Source organism: Luteimonas salinilitoris (genome assembly GCF_041300785.1).
In the GTDB taxonomy this organism is placed as follows: domain Bacteria; phylum Pseudomonadota; class Gammaproteobacteria; order Xanthomonadales; family Xanthomonadaceae; genus Luteimonas; species Luteimonas salinilitoris.
Map to the genome: position 1 here is coordinate 267,310 of NZ_JBFWIB010000003.1, position 16,659 is coordinate 283,968.

17 protein-coding genes and 1 pseudogene are annotated in these 16,659 nt (G+C 70.2%); 13 read left to right on the forward strand and 5 right to left on the reverse strand.

From position 1 onward, the window contains the following. Positions 1 to 103: 103 nt before the first annotated feature. A complete protein-coding gene (locus tag AB5T46_RS07965) occupies positions 104 to 982 on the forward strand; it encodes a PhzF family phenazine biosynthesis protein (protein WP_370563348.1) in 879 nt (292 codons plus the stop codon). Between the two features lie 57 nt (positions 983 to 1,039). On the opposite strand, the gene AB5T46_RS07970 is transcribed toward AB5T46_RS07965, so the two are convergent. The 3 genes from AB5T46_RS07970 to AB5T46_RS07980 form a co-directional block, all read right to left on the reverse strand. Then, on the reverse strand, positions 1,040 to 2,710 hold the full coding sequence (locus AB5T46_RS07970) for an amidohydrolase (RefSeq protein WP_370563349.1): 1,671 nt from the start codon (positions 2,708 to 2,710) through the stop codon (positions 1,040 to 1,042). A 123-nt stretch (positions 2,711 to 2,833) separates the two neighbouring features. Further along, positions 2,834 to 3,511 carry an alpha/beta fold hydrolase gene (locus AB5T46_RS07975; protein ID WP_370563350.1) on the reverse strand — a complete coding sequence of 226 codons (678 nt, stop codon included), beginning with the start codon at positions 3,509 to 3,511 and terminating at the stop codon, positions 2,834 to 2,836. After that, positions 3,508 to 4,404: a LysR substrate-binding domain-containing protein gene (locus tag AB5T46_RS07980; RefSeq protein ID WP_370563351.1), complete on the reverse strand. Its 897-nt coding sequence runs from the start codon at positions 4,402 to 4,404 to the stop codon at positions 3,508 to 3,510. Before AB5T46_RS07980 ends, AB5T46_RS07975 begins: the two co-directional genes overlap by 4 nt. Before the next feature lie 222 nt (positions 4,405 to 4,626). Here AB5T46_RS07980 and AB5T46_RS07985 point away from each other — a divergent pair, with 222 nt between their 5' ends. Then, positions 4,627 to 4,806 carry a hypothetical protein gene (locus AB5T46_RS07985; RefSeq protein ID WP_370563352.1) on the forward strand — a complete coding sequence of 60 codons (180 nt, stop codon included), beginning with the start codon at positions 4,627 to 4,629 and terminating at the stop codon, positions 4,804 to 4,806. 174 nt (positions 4,807 to 4,980) lie between these two features. On the opposite strand, the gene AB5T46_RS07990 is transcribed toward AB5T46_RS07985, so the two are convergent. Continuing rightward, positions 4,981 to 5,415, reverse strand: coding sequence for an OsmC family protein (locus tag AB5T46_RS07990; RefSeq protein ID WP_370563353.1), 435 nt, complete (start codon positions 5,413 to 5,415; stop codon positions 4,981 to 4,983). Positions 5,416 to 5,656: 241 nt separating this feature from the next. On the opposite strand from AB5T46_RS07990, the gene fusA reads away from it, so the two are divergent. The 8 genes from fusA (at position 5,657) to AB5T46_RS08030 (ending at position 12,202) form a co-directional block, all read left to right on the forward strand. Then, the gene (gene fusA / locus AB5T46_RS07995; RefSeq protein WP_370563354.1) at positions 5,657 to 7,705 is read left to right on the forward strand and encodes an elongation factor G; all 2,049 of its coding nucleotides are present in this window, start codon (positions 5,657 to 5,659) and stop codon (positions 7,703 to 7,705) included. A 30-nt stretch (positions 7,706 to 7,735) separates the two neighbouring features. Continuing rightward, the gene (locus AB5T46_RS08000) at positions 7,736 to 8,143 is read left to right on the forward strand and encodes a DUF2784 domain-containing protein (protein ID WP_370563355.1); all 408 of its coding nucleotides are present in this window, start codon (positions 7,736 to 7,738) and stop codon (positions 8,141 to 8,143) included. A gap of 145 nt (positions 8,144 to 8,288) precedes the next feature. Continuing rightward, complete coding sequence (locus AB5T46_RS08005) at positions 8,289 to 8,678, forward strand: HU family DNA-binding protein (RefSeq protein ID WP_370563356.1); 390 nt, start codon at positions 8,289 to 8,291, stop codon at positions 8,676 to 8,678. Positions 8,679 to 8,828: 150 nt separating this feature from the next. Further along, a complete protein-coding gene (locus tag AB5T46_RS08010) occupies positions 8,829 to 9,470 on the forward strand; it encodes a LysE family translocator (RefSeq protein WP_370563357.1) in 642 nt (213 codons plus the stop codon). 94 nt (positions 9,471 to 9,564) lie between these two features. Next, complete coding sequence (locus tag AB5T46_RS08015; protein WP_370563358.1) at positions 9,565 to 10,224, forward strand: tellurite resistance TerB family protein; 660 nt, start codon at positions 9,565 to 9,567, stop codon at positions 10,222 to 10,224. 50 nt (positions 10,225 to 10,274) lie between these two features. Beyond that, positions 10,275 to 10,871, forward strand: a complete 597-nt coding sequence (locus AB5T46_RS08020; protein WP_370563359.1) for a M23 family metallopeptidase — start codon at positions 10,275 to 10,277, stop codon at positions 10,869 to 10,871. Between the two features lie 107 nt (positions 10,872 to 10,978). Then, positions 10,979 to 11,419, forward strand: coding sequence for a hypothetical protein (locus tag AB5T46_RS08025; protein WP_370563360.1), 441 nt, complete (start codon positions 10,979 to 10,981; stop codon positions 11,417 to 11,419). 69 nt (positions 11,420 to 11,488) lie between these two features. Further along, positions 11,489 to 12,202: a hypothetical protein gene (locus tag AB5T46_RS08030; RefSeq protein ID WP_370563361.1), complete on the forward strand. Its 714-nt coding sequence runs from the start codon at positions 11,489 to 11,491 to the stop codon at positions 12,200 to 12,202. A gap of 61 nt (positions 12,203 to 12,263) precedes the next feature. Here AB5T46_RS08030 and AB5T46_RS08035 read toward each other — a convergent pair whose 3' ends face one another. Then, a complete protein-coding gene (locus tag AB5T46_RS08035) occupies positions 12,264 to 12,746 on the reverse strand; it encodes an SET domain-containing protein (protein WP_370563362.1) in 483 nt (160 codons plus the stop codon). Between the two features lie 958 nt (positions 12,747 to 13,704). On the opposite strand from AB5T46_RS08035, the gene AB5T46_RS08040 reads away from it, so the two are divergent. From AB5T46_RS08040 to sufC, 3 genes and pseudogenes are all read left to right on the forward strand, one after another. Beyond that, entirely contained in the window at positions 13,705 to 14,166 is a 462-nt protein-coding gene (locus AB5T46_RS08040; protein WP_370563363.1) for an SUF system Fe-S cluster assembly regulator, read from the forward strand. Between the two features lie 14 nt (positions 14,167 to 14,180). Continuing rightward, on the forward strand, positions 14,181 to 15,641 hold the full coding sequence (sufB, locus tag AB5T46_RS08045) for a Fe-S cluster assembly protein SufB (protein WP_370563364.1): 1,461 nt from the start codon (positions 14,181 to 14,183) through the stop codon (positions 15,639 to 15,641). A gap of 192 nt (positions 15,642 to 15,833) precedes the next feature. Continuing rightward, positions 15,834 to 16,583 (forward strand): annotated as a pseudogene (gene sufC / locus AB5T46_RS08050) (Fe-S cluster assembly ATPase SufC); the annotation flags it as partial. Positions 16,584 to 16,659 lie beyond the last annotated feature (76 nt).

Here is a 16,659-nt window from a genome sequence, read left to right on the forward strand (position 1 = left end):
GCAAACCCCGGCTCCATGGCGGCGCCTGGAACCCACGGGCATCGCCACGGCCGCCCCGATTGGTAAGCTGCGCGATCTCCCCCTCCCACAACCTGCCTCCCCCATGACTTCACGCCGCTTCGTGCAGCTGGACGTGTTCGCCGATCGTCCGGGCGCCGGCAATCCGCTCGCCGTGGTCTTCGATGCCGAGGGCATGGACGACGACACCATGCAGGCGATCGCACGCTGGACCCGCCTGCCGGAAACCACCTTCGTGTTCCCGCCGACCAGCGCGGAAGCCGATTACCGCATCCGCATGTTCAGCCCGCGCCGCGAGGTGCCGTTCGCCGGCCACCCCAGCGTCGGCACCGCGCACGCGCTGCTCGAGGCCGGCCGCATCGCGCCGCGCGACGGCCTGCTGGTGCAGGAGGGCATCGCCGGCCTGCTGCCGTTGCGGGTGCTGGGCGACGGCGCCGCACGCACGATCGCGGTGCGCACGCCGCGCGCCAGCGTGCTGGAGACCACCGAACGCGGCGATCCGCGCCTGCGCCACGCCCTCGACGGCCTGCTGCCGGGGCGGCTGCCGCCGGCGCTGATGGACGGCGGCCGCCGCTGGTGGCTGGCCGAACTCGCCGACGAGGGCACCCTGCGCGGCGCGACCCCGGACTGGGATGCGATCGGCCTGCTGGCCGAGTCGACCGAGAGCATGGGCCTGTGCGTGTTCGCGCGCGCCGACGCCGGCAGCGGCTACGACTTGGCCGTGCGTGCCTGGGTCGGCGCACCCGCGCGGTTCGAGGATGCCGCCTCGGGCGCAGCCAATGCCACCCTGGCGGCATGGCTGGCCACGCGCGATGCGCTGCCGGGCGCGGACGGCCGCTATCGCGCCAGCCAGGGCCGCGAGGTTGGCTACGACGCGACGCTGGAACTGCAGGTCGACGCCGACGGCGAGATCTGGTCCGGCGGCCACGCGGTCAGCGTGGTGCATGGCGAGATCGGCTGGTAGAGCGGAGCTTGCTCCGCTGCTTCAGGCGCCGAAGCCGGGCAACCTTCCGCTTCGGCGTCATTCCGCCTCGTATACCGGTACCCCGTCCACCCAGGTCGACAGGATCGTCAGCTCGTCGAGACGCTCGACCGGCACCGTCAGCGGATCCTCCGCCAGCACCACGAAGTCGGCGCGCAGGCCCGGCGACAGGCGCCCGACCTCGTCCTCGGCGCGGCCGGCGTAGGCGGCGTCGGCGGTGAACCCCCGCAACGCCTCGGCGGCCGTGAGCTTCTGCTCGGCAAGCCAGCCGCCCGGCGGCCGTCCGTCGCGATCCTGCCGCGTCGCGGCGGCGTACAGGCCCAGGCGCGGATCGACCGACTCCACCGGAAAATCGGAGCCCAGCACCAGCCGCGTGCCGGCGTCGAGGAAACGCCGCCAGGCGTAGGCGCCCGCAAGCCGCTCCTCGCCGAGGCGATCGCCGGCCCAGGGCATGTCGGAGGTGGCGTGCGTGGGCTGCATGGACGCGATGACGCGCAGCTGCGCGAAGCGCGGGATATCCTCCAACGCCACGATCTGCGCGTGCTCGACGCGCCAGCGATGATCGCCTTCGGCGCGCGCGCCGAGCGCTTCGGCGTAGGTATCGAGCACGAGGCGGTTGCCGCGGTCGCCGATCGCGTGCGTGGCGACCTGCACGCCGCAGCCGCGGGCCTTGCGCACCGCGGCGGCGAACGCCTTCGGCTCGGTCAGCAGCAAGCCGTCGTTGCCGGGCTCGTCACTGTAGTCGGCAAGCAGCGCGGCGCCGCGACTGCCGAGCGCGCCGTCCATGTACAGCTTGACGCCCTGCATGCGCAGGCGACCGTCCGCGTGCCGGTACAGACCGTCGCGGCACAGGTCGTCGAGCGCATCGCCATCGCCGTCGGCGTAGGCCGACACCCGCAGCGGCAGGCGTCCCGCGCCGGCGAAGCGGCGGTACAGCGCCAGGTCGGCGCGCGAAACGCCCATGTCGTGCACGCCGGTCAGGCCGTTGCGCACCGCCGCGGCCAGCGCGCGCTCCAGTGCCTGTTCGCGCAGCGCCGCGTCCGCCGCCGGGATCGCATCCTCCACCAGCGCCATCGCCGCATCGACGAACACGCCGCTGGGTGCGCCGTCCTCGCGCACGATGCGGCCGCCGTCCGGCTGCCAGTCGCCGTCGAGCGCGGGGGTGCCGTCCCGTTGCGCGGCGGCGCGCAACGCGGCCGAGTTGGCCCAGCCGGCATGGCCGTCGACGCGCTCCAGCCACACCGGGATGTCGGGGAACGCCGCGTCGAGATCGGCCGCGGTCGGGAACGCCTTTTCCGGCCACAGGTTCTGGTCCCAGCCGCGCCCGCGCAGCCAGGCGCCATCGGGCAACGCGTCGGCGTAGGTGCGCAGGCGCTCGATCACCTCGTCCTTGCTGCGCGCGCCGGCCAGATCCGCACTCATCAGCGCGTAGCCGAGATTCATCAGGTGCGCGTGCGCGTCGATCAGGCCGGGGATCACCACCGCATCGCCGAGGTCCATTGTCTCGGCCTGTGGATGACGTCCGCGCAGGTCTTCGGCGCTGCCGACCGCGAGGATGCGGCCGGAGGCGTCCCAGACCAGCGCCTCGGCCGTCGACGACGCCGGATCGGAGGTGTGGATGCGCGCCGCGGTCAGCAGGCGCAGTTCCGCGGCTTGCGCGGCACCGGCCGCGAACGCAATGGCGGCGAGGAAACACAGGGTGCGGCGCATCGCGTTGCTCCGTGTCCGAAAACGGCCACTATAAGGGCCGGGATTGGGGAATGGGGATTCGCAAGAGCAGTGGATCGCCGCTGCCTGTATCCCGGCTCGTGTCCGGGCTGGCGTTGGTCTGCTTTACCGATCCCGGCACCATGCCAATGCCTGTTGCGCTGCAGCGGCTGCGCCGCGCCCGAGCAATGGGCCGACGTGACTGGCCGCGGGCAACCGCAGGAGGTCGGCGCCCCATGCCGCCGCCAGCGCCGCAGTGACCGCAGGCGGGACGTCGTCGTCGACGGTCGAGGCCATGCACAGCAGCGGGCACGATGGACGTTCGAGCGCCACTCCCGCATGCGCGGTGCCCAGCACAAGGCCACTCTCGTCGCGCCAGCGGTCGAAGGCGTACAGGGCGGTGGCCTCGTCGGCATCGGGCAGCGCGTGCCGGGTCGAGGCAAGCCGCGCCTCGTGCCGCCATGGCACGATCGCCGGCCAATCGCGCGACGGCAGCTCGGCGTGCCACGGCGCGGGCGGCAGCGGATTGACCAGCACCAGTGCGTCGGCCTCGTCCGCGCACATCGCCGCCAGCAACCCGCCGAGGCTGGCGCCGACCAGCACGCGCGGTCGCGGCAGCACGCGCAATGCGGTGCCTGCCTGCCCGGCGTAATCGTCCAGCGTCGTCCGCGCCAGGCCCGATGCGGCCGGCTGCAGGTCCGGTGCGGCGGTCGCCAGCCCCGCCGCCTCGAACACGGCGCGCCAGACGTTCCATTCCCAGCCGCCGGCCCCGGCGCCGTGCAGGAACAGCACCGCCGGCGTCATCGCCGCAGCGCCGCGGTCGTGGTCAGCAGGCGCGCGGCGAGTTGCGCCACCGGCGCGCGTGCTTCGCCCGGCGCACAGACCAGGTAATGGCCGGCCGTATTGCGTATCTCCGCGCGCGCGACCCGCACCAGGCTGCCATCCGCGAGCGCGTCGTCGACCAACGGCACGCGCAGCAATGCGACTCCCAATCCCACGCGGGCCGCTGCCAGCACCAGGTCGTAGTCCTCGAACCGGCGGTCGGCCGCCTTGGTCCGAAACGGCACGCCGGAGGCCCGCATCCACGCGCGCCACTGGCCGGTATCCGAATCGTGCAGCAGCGGCAGCTCCGCGATGCGCGCCGCTCCGGCGGCGGGCCCGAGTTCGGCGGCGAGCGTCGGCGCCGCCACCGGATACAGCCGCTCGGAGAACAGCAGGCGGCTTTCCACACCGCGCCAGCGCCCGCGCCCGTAACGGACCGCCAGGTCGCTCTGCTCCGCGGTCAGGTCGGCGACGCGGTGTTCGATCTGCAGCTCGATCCGGCAGACCGGCGGCACGCCCTGCAGCTCCGGCAACCTCGGCATCAGCCACAGGCGCGCGAACGACGGCACCACGCTCAGCCGTACCACCGGCAGATCGCGACGCGGCCGCCAGCGGTCCGCCGACTCGCCGATGCTCGCCAGGGCCTGTTCCACCTGGGCGACGAAGCGCTGGCCGGCCGGCGTGATCCGCACGCCGCGGCCGTGGCGTTCGAACAGCGGCGTGCCCAGCCAATGCTCGACGGCCTGCACCCGGCGGCTGACCGCACCATGGGTGAGGTCGAGGGATTCGGCGGCGGCGGTGAACGAGCCGGAGCGCTGGGCCGCGATCACCGCCGCCAGCGCCTCGAGCGGCGGCAGCGATTGCAAGCTGTGCATACGACGCACACCTCATCATCGATCGGTGCGCTATGTCAACGGCCCGCGGCGCCCCACGATCGTCGTCATTGCCCATCCGCACGATTCCATGACGCATCGAACCGACCGCGCCTCCCGCCCCGCTTCACCCGCACTGGCACTCGCCGTCGCCCTCGCCGCCCTGCCGGCTCCCGCGCTTGCGCAGGCCGCAGCGGACTGGCGGTCAACCCGGGGCTGCGCCGCGTGCGCCTGGACGAATCCTCCTGGTCCGCCGACGGCGCGGCCGCCACCCGCACCTCGGCGCAATGGCGGCTGCGGGTGTACAACGCCACCGACCGTCACGCGTGGTCCGCGGGCAGCAGTGGCCTGCAGTCCTGGGAGCCGGCCCGCCGCGTGATGCTCAGCCTGACGCTGGGCGAATGAACGACCTCGCGCAGTGACCGGGCGCCGGCACCCGTAGAGCGGAGCTTGCTCCGCTGCTCCCCGGCTCCGGAGCCGGGCGTCGGGGACCGGGCCAGGCGCCAACGGCGCGGAAGCAGCCGAGCAAGCTCGGCTCTACGGGCATGCGGCCTCGAAAACGGGTGAAGCGGTCCGGAATCAGCCGAGCAGTTCCGCCTCCAGCGAGATCGGCACCGCCGACAGCGCCTTCGACACCGGGCAGTTCTGCTTGGCGTCGTCGGCGATGGCGCGGAACTTCTGGTCGTCGATGCCCGGCACCTTGGCCCTCGTCTTCAGGCGGATCGCGCTCAGGGTCGGGCCGCCCTCCATCGACAGGTCGACTTCCGCCCGGGTGTCCACCGATTCCGGCGGATGCCCGGCCTCGGTCAGCTTGGCCGCCAACGCCATGGTGAAGCAGCCGGCATGCGCCGCGGCGATCAGTTCTTCCGGATTGGTGCCCTTTTCGTCGCCGAAGCGCGTGTTGAAGCCGTAGCGGGCGCCGTCCAGCAACCCGCTCTGCGGCGTGCTGAGGCTGCCTTTGCCGGACTTGAGGTCGCCTTCCCAGCGTGCGGTGGCGTTGCGCGAAATGCCCATGGATCGATCTCCTTGAAGGATGAGGAATGAATGGCGGTGCGCCAACACGTACAGAGTAGCCTCGCCCGTGTTACGCCCGTGTCGGGTTTGCTGCGCTGCAACGGGACGCTGCGTTTGCGCAGGCGTTACTGTGCCCTCCCGCCATGACCGCCCGCCGAGCGCCCGCTCCGGCGGCAGCGCTTCTCCCCGCGGACAGCCATGACGGCCTCGTCTATCCCCTCACCCAGGGAGGAGCGGCCACATGCCCTATTCGACACCGGACATCCGCAACATCGCCCTCGCAGGCCACCCGGGCGCCGGCAAAACAACCCTGTTCGAAGCCCTGCTGTATGCCGGCGGCGCCATTTCCACGGCAGGCACCGTCGAACGCGGCAATACCGTGTCCGACCACGATCCACTGGAGAAGGAGCGCGGTCACTCCATCGACGCCGCAATCGCCAGCACCGACCACCGCGGCATCCACGTCAACCTGATCGATACCCCCGGCTATCCCGATTTCCGCGGCCCCACCCTGTCGGCGCTGGCGGCGGTGGAGACCGTCGCGATCGTCGTCGACGCCGTCACCGGGGTCGAGTACGGCACCCGCCGGATGATGGAACGCGCCGGCGAACGCAACCTGTGCCGCGTGGTCGTCGTCAACCGCATCGATGCCGAAGGGGCCGACGGCGCGCGGGTGCTGGACGAGCTGCGCGGCGAGTTCGGCCCCGAGCTGCTGCCGCTCAACCTGCCGGCCGGCGGCGGCGCGAGAGTGGTCGACTGCTTCGGCCAAACCGATGGCGACAGCGATCTCGGCGCGATCGCCGACTGGCACCGGAAGACCCTCGACCAGGTGGTCGAGATCAACGAGACGGTGATGGACCGCTACCTCGACCTCGGCGAGGAGGGCCTGTCCGGCCAGGAGCTGCACGACGCCTTCGAGCAGTGCCTGCGCGAGGGGCATCTGGTGCCGGTGTGCTTCGTCTCGGCACGCACCGGCGCCGGCGTGAAGGAACTGCTCGACGTCGCCGAACGACTGTTCCCGCATCCCGGCGAGGGCAATCCGCCGCAGTTCCTCAAGGGCACCGGCACCGATGCCGCGCCGGTGACGCTCTCGCCCGACCCCGACGCGCACGTGATCGCCGACGTGTTCCGCATCGTCAACGATCCCTTCGTCGGCAAGCTCGGCATCTTCCGCGTCTACCAGGGCACGCTGAAGAAGGACACCCAGCTGTTCGTCGACGACGGTCGCAAGCCGTTCAAGGTCGGGCACCTGTTCAAGCTGATGGGCAAGGACCACGTGGAGATCGAACGCGCCGTGCCCGGCGACATCGCGGCCGTGGCCAAGGTCGACGAGCTGCACTTCGACGCGGTGCTGCACGACAGCCACGACGAGGACCACATCCGCCTGGCGCCGCTGCAGTTCCCGCGGCCGATGTTCGGGCTGGCGATCGAGGCGGCCAGCAAGGGCCAAGAGCAGAAGCTCGCCAACGCGCTGCACAAGCTGGCCGAGGAGGATCCCTGCTTCCAGGTCGAGCACGAGGAAGAGACCAACGAGACCGTGGTCCACGGGCTGTCCGACCTGCACCTGCGCATCAACCTCGACCGGCTGCGCGAGCGCCACGGCGTGCTGGTGCGCACGCGGCCGCCGCGCATCGCCTACCGCGAAACCATCGGCGCGAAGGCCGAGGGCCACCATCGCCACAAGAAGCAGACCGGCGGCGCCGGGCAGTTCGGCGAGGTGTTCCTGCGCGTCGAGCCGCTGCCGCGCGGCGACGGCTTCGAGTTCGTCGACGCGGTCAAGGGCGGGGTGATCCCCGGGCAGCTGATCCCGGCCGTGGAAAAGGGCGTGCGCGAGGTGCTGCGCAGCGGCGCGGTCGCCGGCTATCCGATGCAGGACCTGCGGGTGACGGTATACGACGGCAAGCACCACCCGGTCGACAGCAAGGAGGTCGCGTTCGTGGCGGCCGGGCGCAAGGCCTTCCTCGCTGCCGTCGGCAAGGCCCGGCCGCAGGTGCTCGAGCCGATCGTCGACCTCGAGGTGCACGCGCCCGAGGCGCACATGGGCGACATCAGCGGCGGCCTGGCCGGCAAGCGCGCGCGCATCAACGGCACCGATGCCGCCAAGGGCGGCGAGATCGTGGTCAAGGCGCAGGTGCCGCTGTCGGAACTCGACGGCTACGCCGCCGAGCTGAAATCGATCACCGCCGGCCGCGGGCGCTACGCGGTGGACTTCAGCCACTACGAGCCGGTGCCGGCGCAGGTGCAGCAGAAGCTCTCGGAAGCCTACCGGCCGCGGCACGAGGAGGACTGAGCGGCGCACTAGGGCCCTACAATCCGCCGCATGCAGGCACTCTCTCCCGCCGCCGCAGGATCGCTCGCCGACGCCATCCTGGCGCTGCATGTGGGCACCGTCGCCTTCGTGGTGTTCGGCACGCTGGCGATCCTGGTCGGCGGGCCGCGCGGCTGGCGCTGGGTGCGTCATCGCTCCTTCCGCATCGCGCACCTGGCGTTGATGGCGTTCATCGCGCTGCAGGCGTGGTTCGGCCAGCTGTGCCCGCTGACCGTCTGGGAGCAGGCGTTGCGGACGCGCGCCGGACAGGACGCTTACGGCGGATCCTTCGTCCAGCACTGGCTGTCGCGGTTGATCTTTTTCGAGGCGCCATGGTGGATCTTCGTGGCGGCCTACACCGCATTCGCCGTGCTCGTGGCGATCTGCTGGTGGCGCTGGCCGCCGCGTCGGAAGCATTGAAACCGGACGGCTTCTGCCGCCGTCCGGCAAAAAAACCCTTCTTTTTTGCGTTTTGCTATTGGCGCGGACGCGCGCATGCCCTACATTCCGAGTGCCGGCACTGTTCGGCCTCACAATTCCAATCATCCATCACGGAACAGGAAACATGGCGAAGAAAGCGAAAAAGGCGACCAAGAAGGCCGCTGCTCCGAAGAAGGCCGCTGCCAAGCCGGCCGCCCCGAAGCCGATCAAGGAGACCCTCAGCAAGTCGGGCCTGGTGTCCCATATCGCCGAAACCACCGGTGTCGCCGCGAAGGACGTGCGCTCGGTCATGGCCGCGCTGGAAGGCACGATCGCCGGTTCGGTCAGCAAGAAGGGCGCCGGTTCCTTCACCTTGCCGGGCGTGCTGAAGATCACTTCCGTCAAGGTGCCCGCCAAGCCGCGTCGCAAGGGCATCAACCCGTTCACCAAGGAAGAGCAGTGGTTCGCCGCCAAGCCCGCCTCGGTGAAGGTCAAGGTGCGTCCGCTGAAGAAGCTCAAGGACGCCGCCGCCTGAGTCGCGCGCGATGCTCGGGGCGGCACCACCGCCCCGATGCGATGAACGAGGCCGGCCCGCTCCGCATGAGCGCCCGGCCTTTTTCATGTCGGCGCTCCCGCACTTCGCCGGCGGATCCGCACCAACGATTTTTCGATCGAGCCTGTCCATATGACCTTGTTCGACGGCCCCACCCTGCTCGCCTACCTCGCCGCAGCCGTTGCACTGGTCCTGATTCCCGGTCCCGGGACGGCCTGGATCATCGCGCAGACCGCTGTCGGCGGCGCGCGCCGCGGCATGCTTGCGGCGCTCGGCCTGGAGGCGGCGACATCGATCCACGCGCTCGCCGCCGGACTGGGCCTCTCGGCCCTGCTGGCGGCCTCCGCGCTGGCCTTCGAGCTTCTCAAGTATGCCGGCGCGGCCTACCTGGTCTGGCTGGGCATCCAGGCCTGGCGCTCGGGAGAGCGCCCGGCGATGGATGAGGATGCGCCGCACGCACGTACACCCCGGCAACGGCGGGTATTCCTGCGCTCGGTGGCGATCGGCGTACTGAACCCGAAGGTGGCCGTCTTCTTCCTGGCTTTCCTGCCGCAGTTCGTGCATCCGGAACGCGGCATGGTCTGGCTGCAGTTCATCGTGCTTGGCCTGCTGCTGTCGTCGGTCGGACTGCTCTACGGCCTGTCGTTGGCATTGTTGGCGGGCCGCATCGGCCGCTCGGCGGCCGGCAGCGGGTTCTCGCGCTGGCGCGCGCGCGCGCTCGGCAGCGTGTTCGTCGCCCTAGGGATCAGGCTGGCGCTGCAGCAGCGCAGCTGAGGACGCCGCCGGCCCGGCGGCCCCTGGCGTCCGGGGGCTCCGTGGACGCCGGCGCGTCTACAATCACCGTCCCCATCTCACCCGGATCGCAGACATGCAGCTTCAGGGATTGCTGGACCACCTTCTCAAGTCCGCCGGCGCCGGCCAAGGCAACGCCGCGGCGGCCGGGCGGACAACCGACGGCGGGCTCGGCGGCATGCTCAACGCCGACTTCGGCAAGGGCGCGATCGCCGGCGGCGCACTCGGCCTGCTGCTGGGCGGCAACCGCAAGACCCGCAAGCTGGCGACCTACGGCGGCCTCGCCGCGATCGGCATGATGGCCTACCGGGCCTACGGCGACTACAAGCAGCAGCAGGGCGCGCCGGCCGAGCCGGAGACCGTCGACCGCCTGCCGCCGCCACAGGCCGAACTGCACAGCGAGGCGATCCTCAAGGCGCTGGTCGCCGCCGCCAAGGCGGACGGGCACATCGATGCGCGCGAGCGCGAAGCGATCGAGGGCGAGTTCTCGCGCCTCGACAGCGGCGCCGACGTGCAGCGTTGGCTGCATGCCGAACTGGAGAAGCCGCTCGATCCCGCCGAAGTGGCGCGCGCAGCCGCCACGCCGGAGATCGCCTCGGAGATGTACCTCGCCAGCCTGATGGCCGTCGACGAGCAGAATTACATGGAGCGCGCCTACCTGGACGAGCTGGCGCGGCAGCTCGGGCTCGACGACGCGCTGAAGGTGAAGCTCGAGGCGCAGCTGCGCGCCGTCTGAGCCGCATCGGGCGACGGCCGCTTCATCGCCCGCCCGCTAGGCTGCGGCGCATGGACGAGGCCACGCCCCCCGCAGGCTCCGGCAAGGACTACCGCCCAGCGGCGCGCCGCATCACGGTCTGGGCGATGGTGCTGATCGCCGCCGCCTACGCCGCCGCCTGGGCCTGGCAACAGCCGTTCATGGCGAAGCCGCGCATGGCCTGGACGCTGGCGCGGATGCCGCCGCCGGCGACATTGACGATGCCCGTCCGCGAAGTCGAAGCGGCCCGCATCGCCGACACCTTCGGCGATCCGCGCGGTGCCGATCGCAGCCACGAGGGCGTCGATATCTTCGCGCCGCGCGGCGCCGACGTGGTGAGCGCCACGCCCGGCATCGTGACCGCGGTGCGCGAAGGCGGACTCGGCGGGCGCCAGGTCTGGGTCATGGGGCCGGCACGCGAACGGCACTACTACGCGCACCTGGACGACTGGGCGCCGGGCCTGGCGGCCGGCGACGTAGTCTGGCCGGGCACCCTGCTCGGCAGCGTCGGCGACAGCGGCAACGCCCGCGGCACCTCGCCGCATCTGCATTACGGCATCTATGCGGCCGACGGCGCTTACGATCCGCTGCCGCTGTTGCTCGCCGCCGCGGTCGCGGAAACGGACTGAAGCGGCAAGGACGGCCGATACCGGGGCAGCGACATCGACGCGCGACATGTCCGGGCGTTAGCATCGCAGCGATGCCGCGGCGAGCGGCGCATCCCGTTGGGGCAGTCATGGACAAGCGGTTCTGGGTCTGCGGCGTGGTGGTGGCGATGGCCGCGCTGCTGCTCGGTTTCCTGGTCCACGGCGTGCTGCTGCGCGCGGACTATCTCGCCCATGCCTCGCTCTATCGCAGCCAGGCGGAGGCCAACGCGCGCTTCGGCTGGATCGTGATCGCGTATCTGCTGATCGGCTTCTCGATGACCTGGCTGTATCGGCGCCTGCACGATGCGGATGACGTGCAGTTGGGGACCGGGCTGCGCTTCGGCATCGCGATCGGGCTGGTGTCGTTCGTGCCCTGGCATCTGCTGGCCTATGTCGGCCAGCCACTGCCGTTGTCGCTGATGCTCCGGCAGATCGCGTTCGACCTGGTGGCGATGGCTCTGCTCGGCCTGCTGCTGGCCTGGCTGCGGCCGCGGCGGGTCGCACTGACCGAACCCGACGAAACGCGCTGATCTCCGGTTCATTGCCGTCGCGTAGGCTTCCTTCGCATGCCCTCTCCCGACGCACGCACCGGAACCGCCATGCGTATGCTCTACCGCCTGCTCACCGCCTTCGCCCTTGCCGCCACGTTGGCGCTGGCCGCCTGCCGCGATGCGCAACAGGACGCCGCCGGCGCGCGCGGCGCGGGGGAACCCGAGACCTTGCCGGCACCGGCGCAGCCGGCCGGCGGCATCACCGGGATGCCCGACGCACCGGGGCCGGGCCAGGTGCCGCTCGGCGGCGAACCGCCGCCGCCGGAGCCCTGGCTCACGCCGGACGGGAACTTCGGCCTGCCGCCGCTGGAGGACAATCCCGAGACCGGCCTGTCCGCCGAGGAAGCGGACGCGGCGCCGGATGACGATGCCCAGGCCGGCGGCGGCGAGCCGACCGTGGGGGATGCGGCGGCCGTCATCCGCGACTACTACACCGCGATCGACCAAGGCGACTGCGCCCGCGCCTACCGCCTGTGGTCGAACGATGGCGAAGCCAGCGGGCAGACCGAGGAACGGTTCGCCGCCGGTTTCGCGCGGACCGCGGAAGTCGCGGTGCAGGTCGGCACGCCGGGCGCCGTGGAAGGCGCGGCCGGCTCCCGTTACCTGCAGATCCCGGTGGCGGTGACGGCCCGGCACGACGACGGCAGCGTGCACCGCTACGCCGGCCACTACGTGCTGCGGCGCGCGGTGGTGGACGGCGCCAGCGCCGAGCAACGGGCGTGGCGGATCGCATCGGCGGAACTGCGCGAGGAACGCCTGTAAACGGCAGGACGGCCCCGTCGCCGCAAGGCGACGCAACGGCGAATCGACGCCCGGAGCGGAATCAGCGCTTGGGCTGCAGCATCGTGCCCGTGCAGTTCTTCGTGCCGCAGCGGCAGCCCCATAGTTTCTTGAGCTTGGGCGTATGCCGCTCTTCCAGGGTGATGCCGTAGTTGTAGGTCAGCTCCTCACCGGCGGCGATGTCGCTGATCGCCTCGATGAAGACCTTGTCCTTGTGCGGGCGCTTCTTCTCGTCCTCTTCGATCACCGCCTCGCAGTTGGGGTCGCAGCTGTGATTGATCCAGCGCGCGATGTTGGCCCCGGCGTTGGCGTCGATGACATAGTCGTCGTTGAGGGTGAAGAGAAAGGTGTGGCCGTTCTCGTCGACGTCGCCGTATTCCTGGTCGACCTCCTCGTGGGCCCGCAATTTCCCCTTGTAGCGGATGATCCGCTCGCCCTTCTTGATGGCCTCCGTGGCGAAGATGCCGTTGCCGTGGATCGACGACAGGCGGGCTTCGATCTTCTTCTTTCCTTTCTTCTTCGACATCGAGTCGCTACGTTGCGGGACGGAAACGGCATTGTGGTGCAAGCGGTCGCGATTCGCCAATGGCATCTGTCGGATGGCCCGTACTCGGAAGAGCGTCTTCGATCTGCAGTACGGCGCGTGAGCCGCGCTTGTGCCCGGTGGCTTCTGTGGGAAAAGCATCCGAGCTAGGGCCGCCGGTTCCAGAGCCCACGAATCCATCTGCCCTTCATCAAGAGCGCCTTCGATTTGCCGCGCGGGGCGGGAGACGCGCCGCGGGGATTGCTCCGCCCTTCGGTCCGGCCATCCATGGCCGGACTCAGGGCCGCTGCACATCCCTGTGCAGCTCTCCGCAATCCCCGCGGCACGTCTCCCGCTCCAACCCTCATCGGCTTCGATGGGCGAGCCTCCAAGCATCCGAAAGCGAATGACCGGTGCGGCGTCCGGGCCGGGGTATGCGGATAGCAGGCCATGGATGGCCTGCGGCGGCGAGTCCGCCATGGATGGCGGACCGAGCCGGGGAGCATGGCCCGGCCCGGGCGCCGCCCGTTCCGAAGCCGACGACCTCCCCCGGAACCATCATGACAACGGGGCTGTCTGGCTGCGACGGCTATCTGGAGCGGCTATTCACTGGATGCCGCCCGTGGCGACGGGGCTTGCTTCGTCGCCACGGCAAGGACTGCTTGGCGCGGATGGCGGACCGAGCCGGGGAGCATGCCCCGGCCCGGGCGCCGCTCGATCCGAAGCCGAAGATCTCCCCCGGAACAATCATGACAACGGGGCTTGTCTGCTTGCGACGGCTGCCTGGCGCGGCTATTCATTTGATGCCGCCCGTGGCGACGGGGCTACTCCGTCACCACGGAAGGGACTGCCTGGCGCGGCGAGGGGCTATTTCGTTGCCACGGTAGGAGCTGCCTGGCGCGGGTTGGTCTCGGCCGCCCGAAAGCGTACAATTTCGGTACGTTTTACGGAGCCCGCCGCCATGCTGCGCGTCACCCGCCTCACCGACTACGCCACCGTCGTCCTCACCGTGCTTGCCGCGCGCCCGGATGCGGTGCTGTGCGCGGCCGACCTGGCCGAGCGCGCCGGCCTGGAGGCGCCGACGGTCAGCAAGGTGCTCAAGCCGCTGGCGCAGGCCGGCCTGGTCGAAGGCTTCCGCGGCGCGCACGGCGGCTACCGGCTGGCGCGCCCGGCCGCGGCGATCAGCCTGATCGAGATCGTCGAGGCGATGGAAGGCCCGCTGGCGATGACCGAGTGCAGCCTCGACGACGGCCTGTGCGGCATCTCGCACCAGTGCGGCGTGCGCGCCAACTGGCGCCGGATCAACGACGTGGTCGCCGACGCGCTGCGCGGCGTCAGCCTGGCGCAGATGCTCGACGACGCGCCACTCCCACCCTCCTCCCCCGGGGCGAAACGGATCGCCGCCCGCCTCGCCACCGTCTAGACAGTAGGCAGCCCATGGCCACCGAAATCATCGAACCCATCCGCAACCTGGAGATCCACGAGCAGCTCGGCCGGCGCTACGCCGCCGGCTTCGTGACCGACATCGAGTCCGACTCGCTGCCGCCGGGCCTGGACGAGGACGTCGTCCGCGCGCTCTCGGCGAAGAAGAACGAGCCCGAATGGATGACCGAATGGCGCCTGGCCGCCTACCGGCACTGGCTGACCATGCCGGTGCCGCGCTGGGCCAAGCTGAAGATCGCGCCGATCGACTTCCAGTCGATCAGCTACTACGCCGCGCCCAAGGGACCGAAGTACAACTCGCTCGACGAGGTGCCGCAGGAGCTGCTCGACACCTACGACAAGCTCGGCGTGCCGCTGCACGAGCGCGCGCGCCTGGCGGGCGTGGCCGTGGATGCGGTGTTCGATTCGGTCTCGGTCGGCACCACCTTCAAGAAAGAGCTGGCCGAGAAGGGCGTCATCTTCTGCTCGATGTCCGAGGCGATCCAGGATCACCCGGAGCTGGTGAAGCGGTACCTGGGCAGCGTGGTGCCGACCGGCGACAACTACTTCGCCGCGCTCAACTCGGCGGTGTTCTCCGACGGCAGCTTCGTCTACATCCCCAAGGGCGTGCGCTGCCCGATGGAACTGTCCACCTACTTCCGCATCAACGCCGGGCACACCGGCCAGTTCGAGCGCACCCTGATCATCTGCGAGGACAAGGGCTACGTCTCCTACCTGGAGGGCTGCACCGCGCCGATGCGCGACGAGAACCAGCTGCATGCCGCGGTGGTGGAGCTGGTCGCGCTGGAGGATGCCGAGATCAAGTACTCGACGGTGCAGAACTGGTACCCGGGCGACGAGGAAGGCCGCGGCGGCATCTACAACTTCGTCACCAAGCGCGCCGAGTGCCGCGGCGACCGCAGCAAGGTCACCTGGACCCAGGTGGAGACCGGCTCGGCGATCACCTGGAAGTATCCGAGCTGCGTGCTGCTGGGCGACGATTCGTCCGGCGAGTTCCACTCGGTCGCGCTGACCCACCACCGCCAGCAGGCCGACACCGGCACCAAGATGATCCATGTCGGCAAGCGCACCAAGAGCAAGATCGTCAGCAAGGGCATCAGCGCCGGCCGTGGCCAGAACACCTACCGCGGCCTGGTCAAGGTGGACCGCAACGCCGACGGCGCGCGCAACCACACCCAGTGCGACAGCCTGCTGATCGGCAAGCGCTGCGGCGCCCATACCTTTCCCTACATCGAGGTGAAGAATCCGGGCGCGACGGTCGAGCACGAGGCGACCACCTCCAAGATCTCCGACGACCAGATGTTCTATTGCCGCTCGCGCGGCATCTCCGAGGAGGACGCGGTGAGCCTGATCGTCGACGGCTTCTGCAAGCAGGTGTTCCGCGAGCTGCCGATGGAGTTCGCGGTCGAGGCGAAGAAGCTGCTGGAAGTGTCGCTCGAAGGCTCGGTCGGATGATGGCAGGAGCGATTGAGGCAGAAGTGAGTGAAGAGGAGTGAGGAGTGAGAGAAAGCAGAAGCCGAAGTGCGACTCGCCGTTGCTCCTGCTTTTACTCACTCCTCACTCCTCTTCACTCACTCCTCGCTCCTCACCAGCCGCCACCAAAGCCCCCTTACACGCCCGAACACCAACCCTGAATCCCGAATCCCCATGCTCAAAATCGAAAACCTCCACGTCCGCGTCGGCGACAACGACATCCTCAAGGGCCTCTCGCTGGAAGTGCAGCCGGGCCAGGTGCACGCCATCATGGGGCCGAACGGCGCCGGCAAGTCCACGCTCGGCAACGTGCTGGCCGGGCGCGGCGGCTACGACATCGTCGAAGGCTCGGTGACCTACGACGGCCGGGACCTGCTGGCGCTGGAGCCGGAGGAACGCGCCGCCGCCGGCGTGTTCCTCGCCTTCCAGTACCCGGTGGAGATTCCGGGCGTGAACAACACCTATTTCCTGCGCAGCGCGCTCAACGCGCAGCGCAAGGTGCGCGGCGAGGACGAGCTGGACTCGATGCAGTTCCTCAAGCTGGTGCGCGAGAAGCTCGGCACCCTGCACCTCGACGACAGCCTGCTGCACCGCGGCGTCAACGAGGGTTTCTCGGGCGGCGAGAAGAAGCGCAACGAGATCTTCCAGCTTGCGGTGCTGGAGCCGAAGCTGGCGATCCTGGACGAAACCGACTCCGGACTCGACATCGACGCCCTGAAGAACGTCGCCGAGGGCGTCAACGCGCTGCGCTCCCCCGAGCGTGCGTTCCTGCTGATCACGCACTACCAGCGCCTGCTCGACTACATCCGGCCCGACATGGTGCACGTGCTCGCCGACGGCCGCATCGTCGAGAGCGGCGGGCCGGAGCTGGCACTGCAGCTGGAGGAGCACGGCTACGCCTGGGTCAAGGACCGCATCGCGCCGGGTGAGAAAGCGCGTTTGCAGACCACTGGTCTGCCCGCTGACGAACGCCCGACGGCTATGCCGGCGGGCCGGGGTG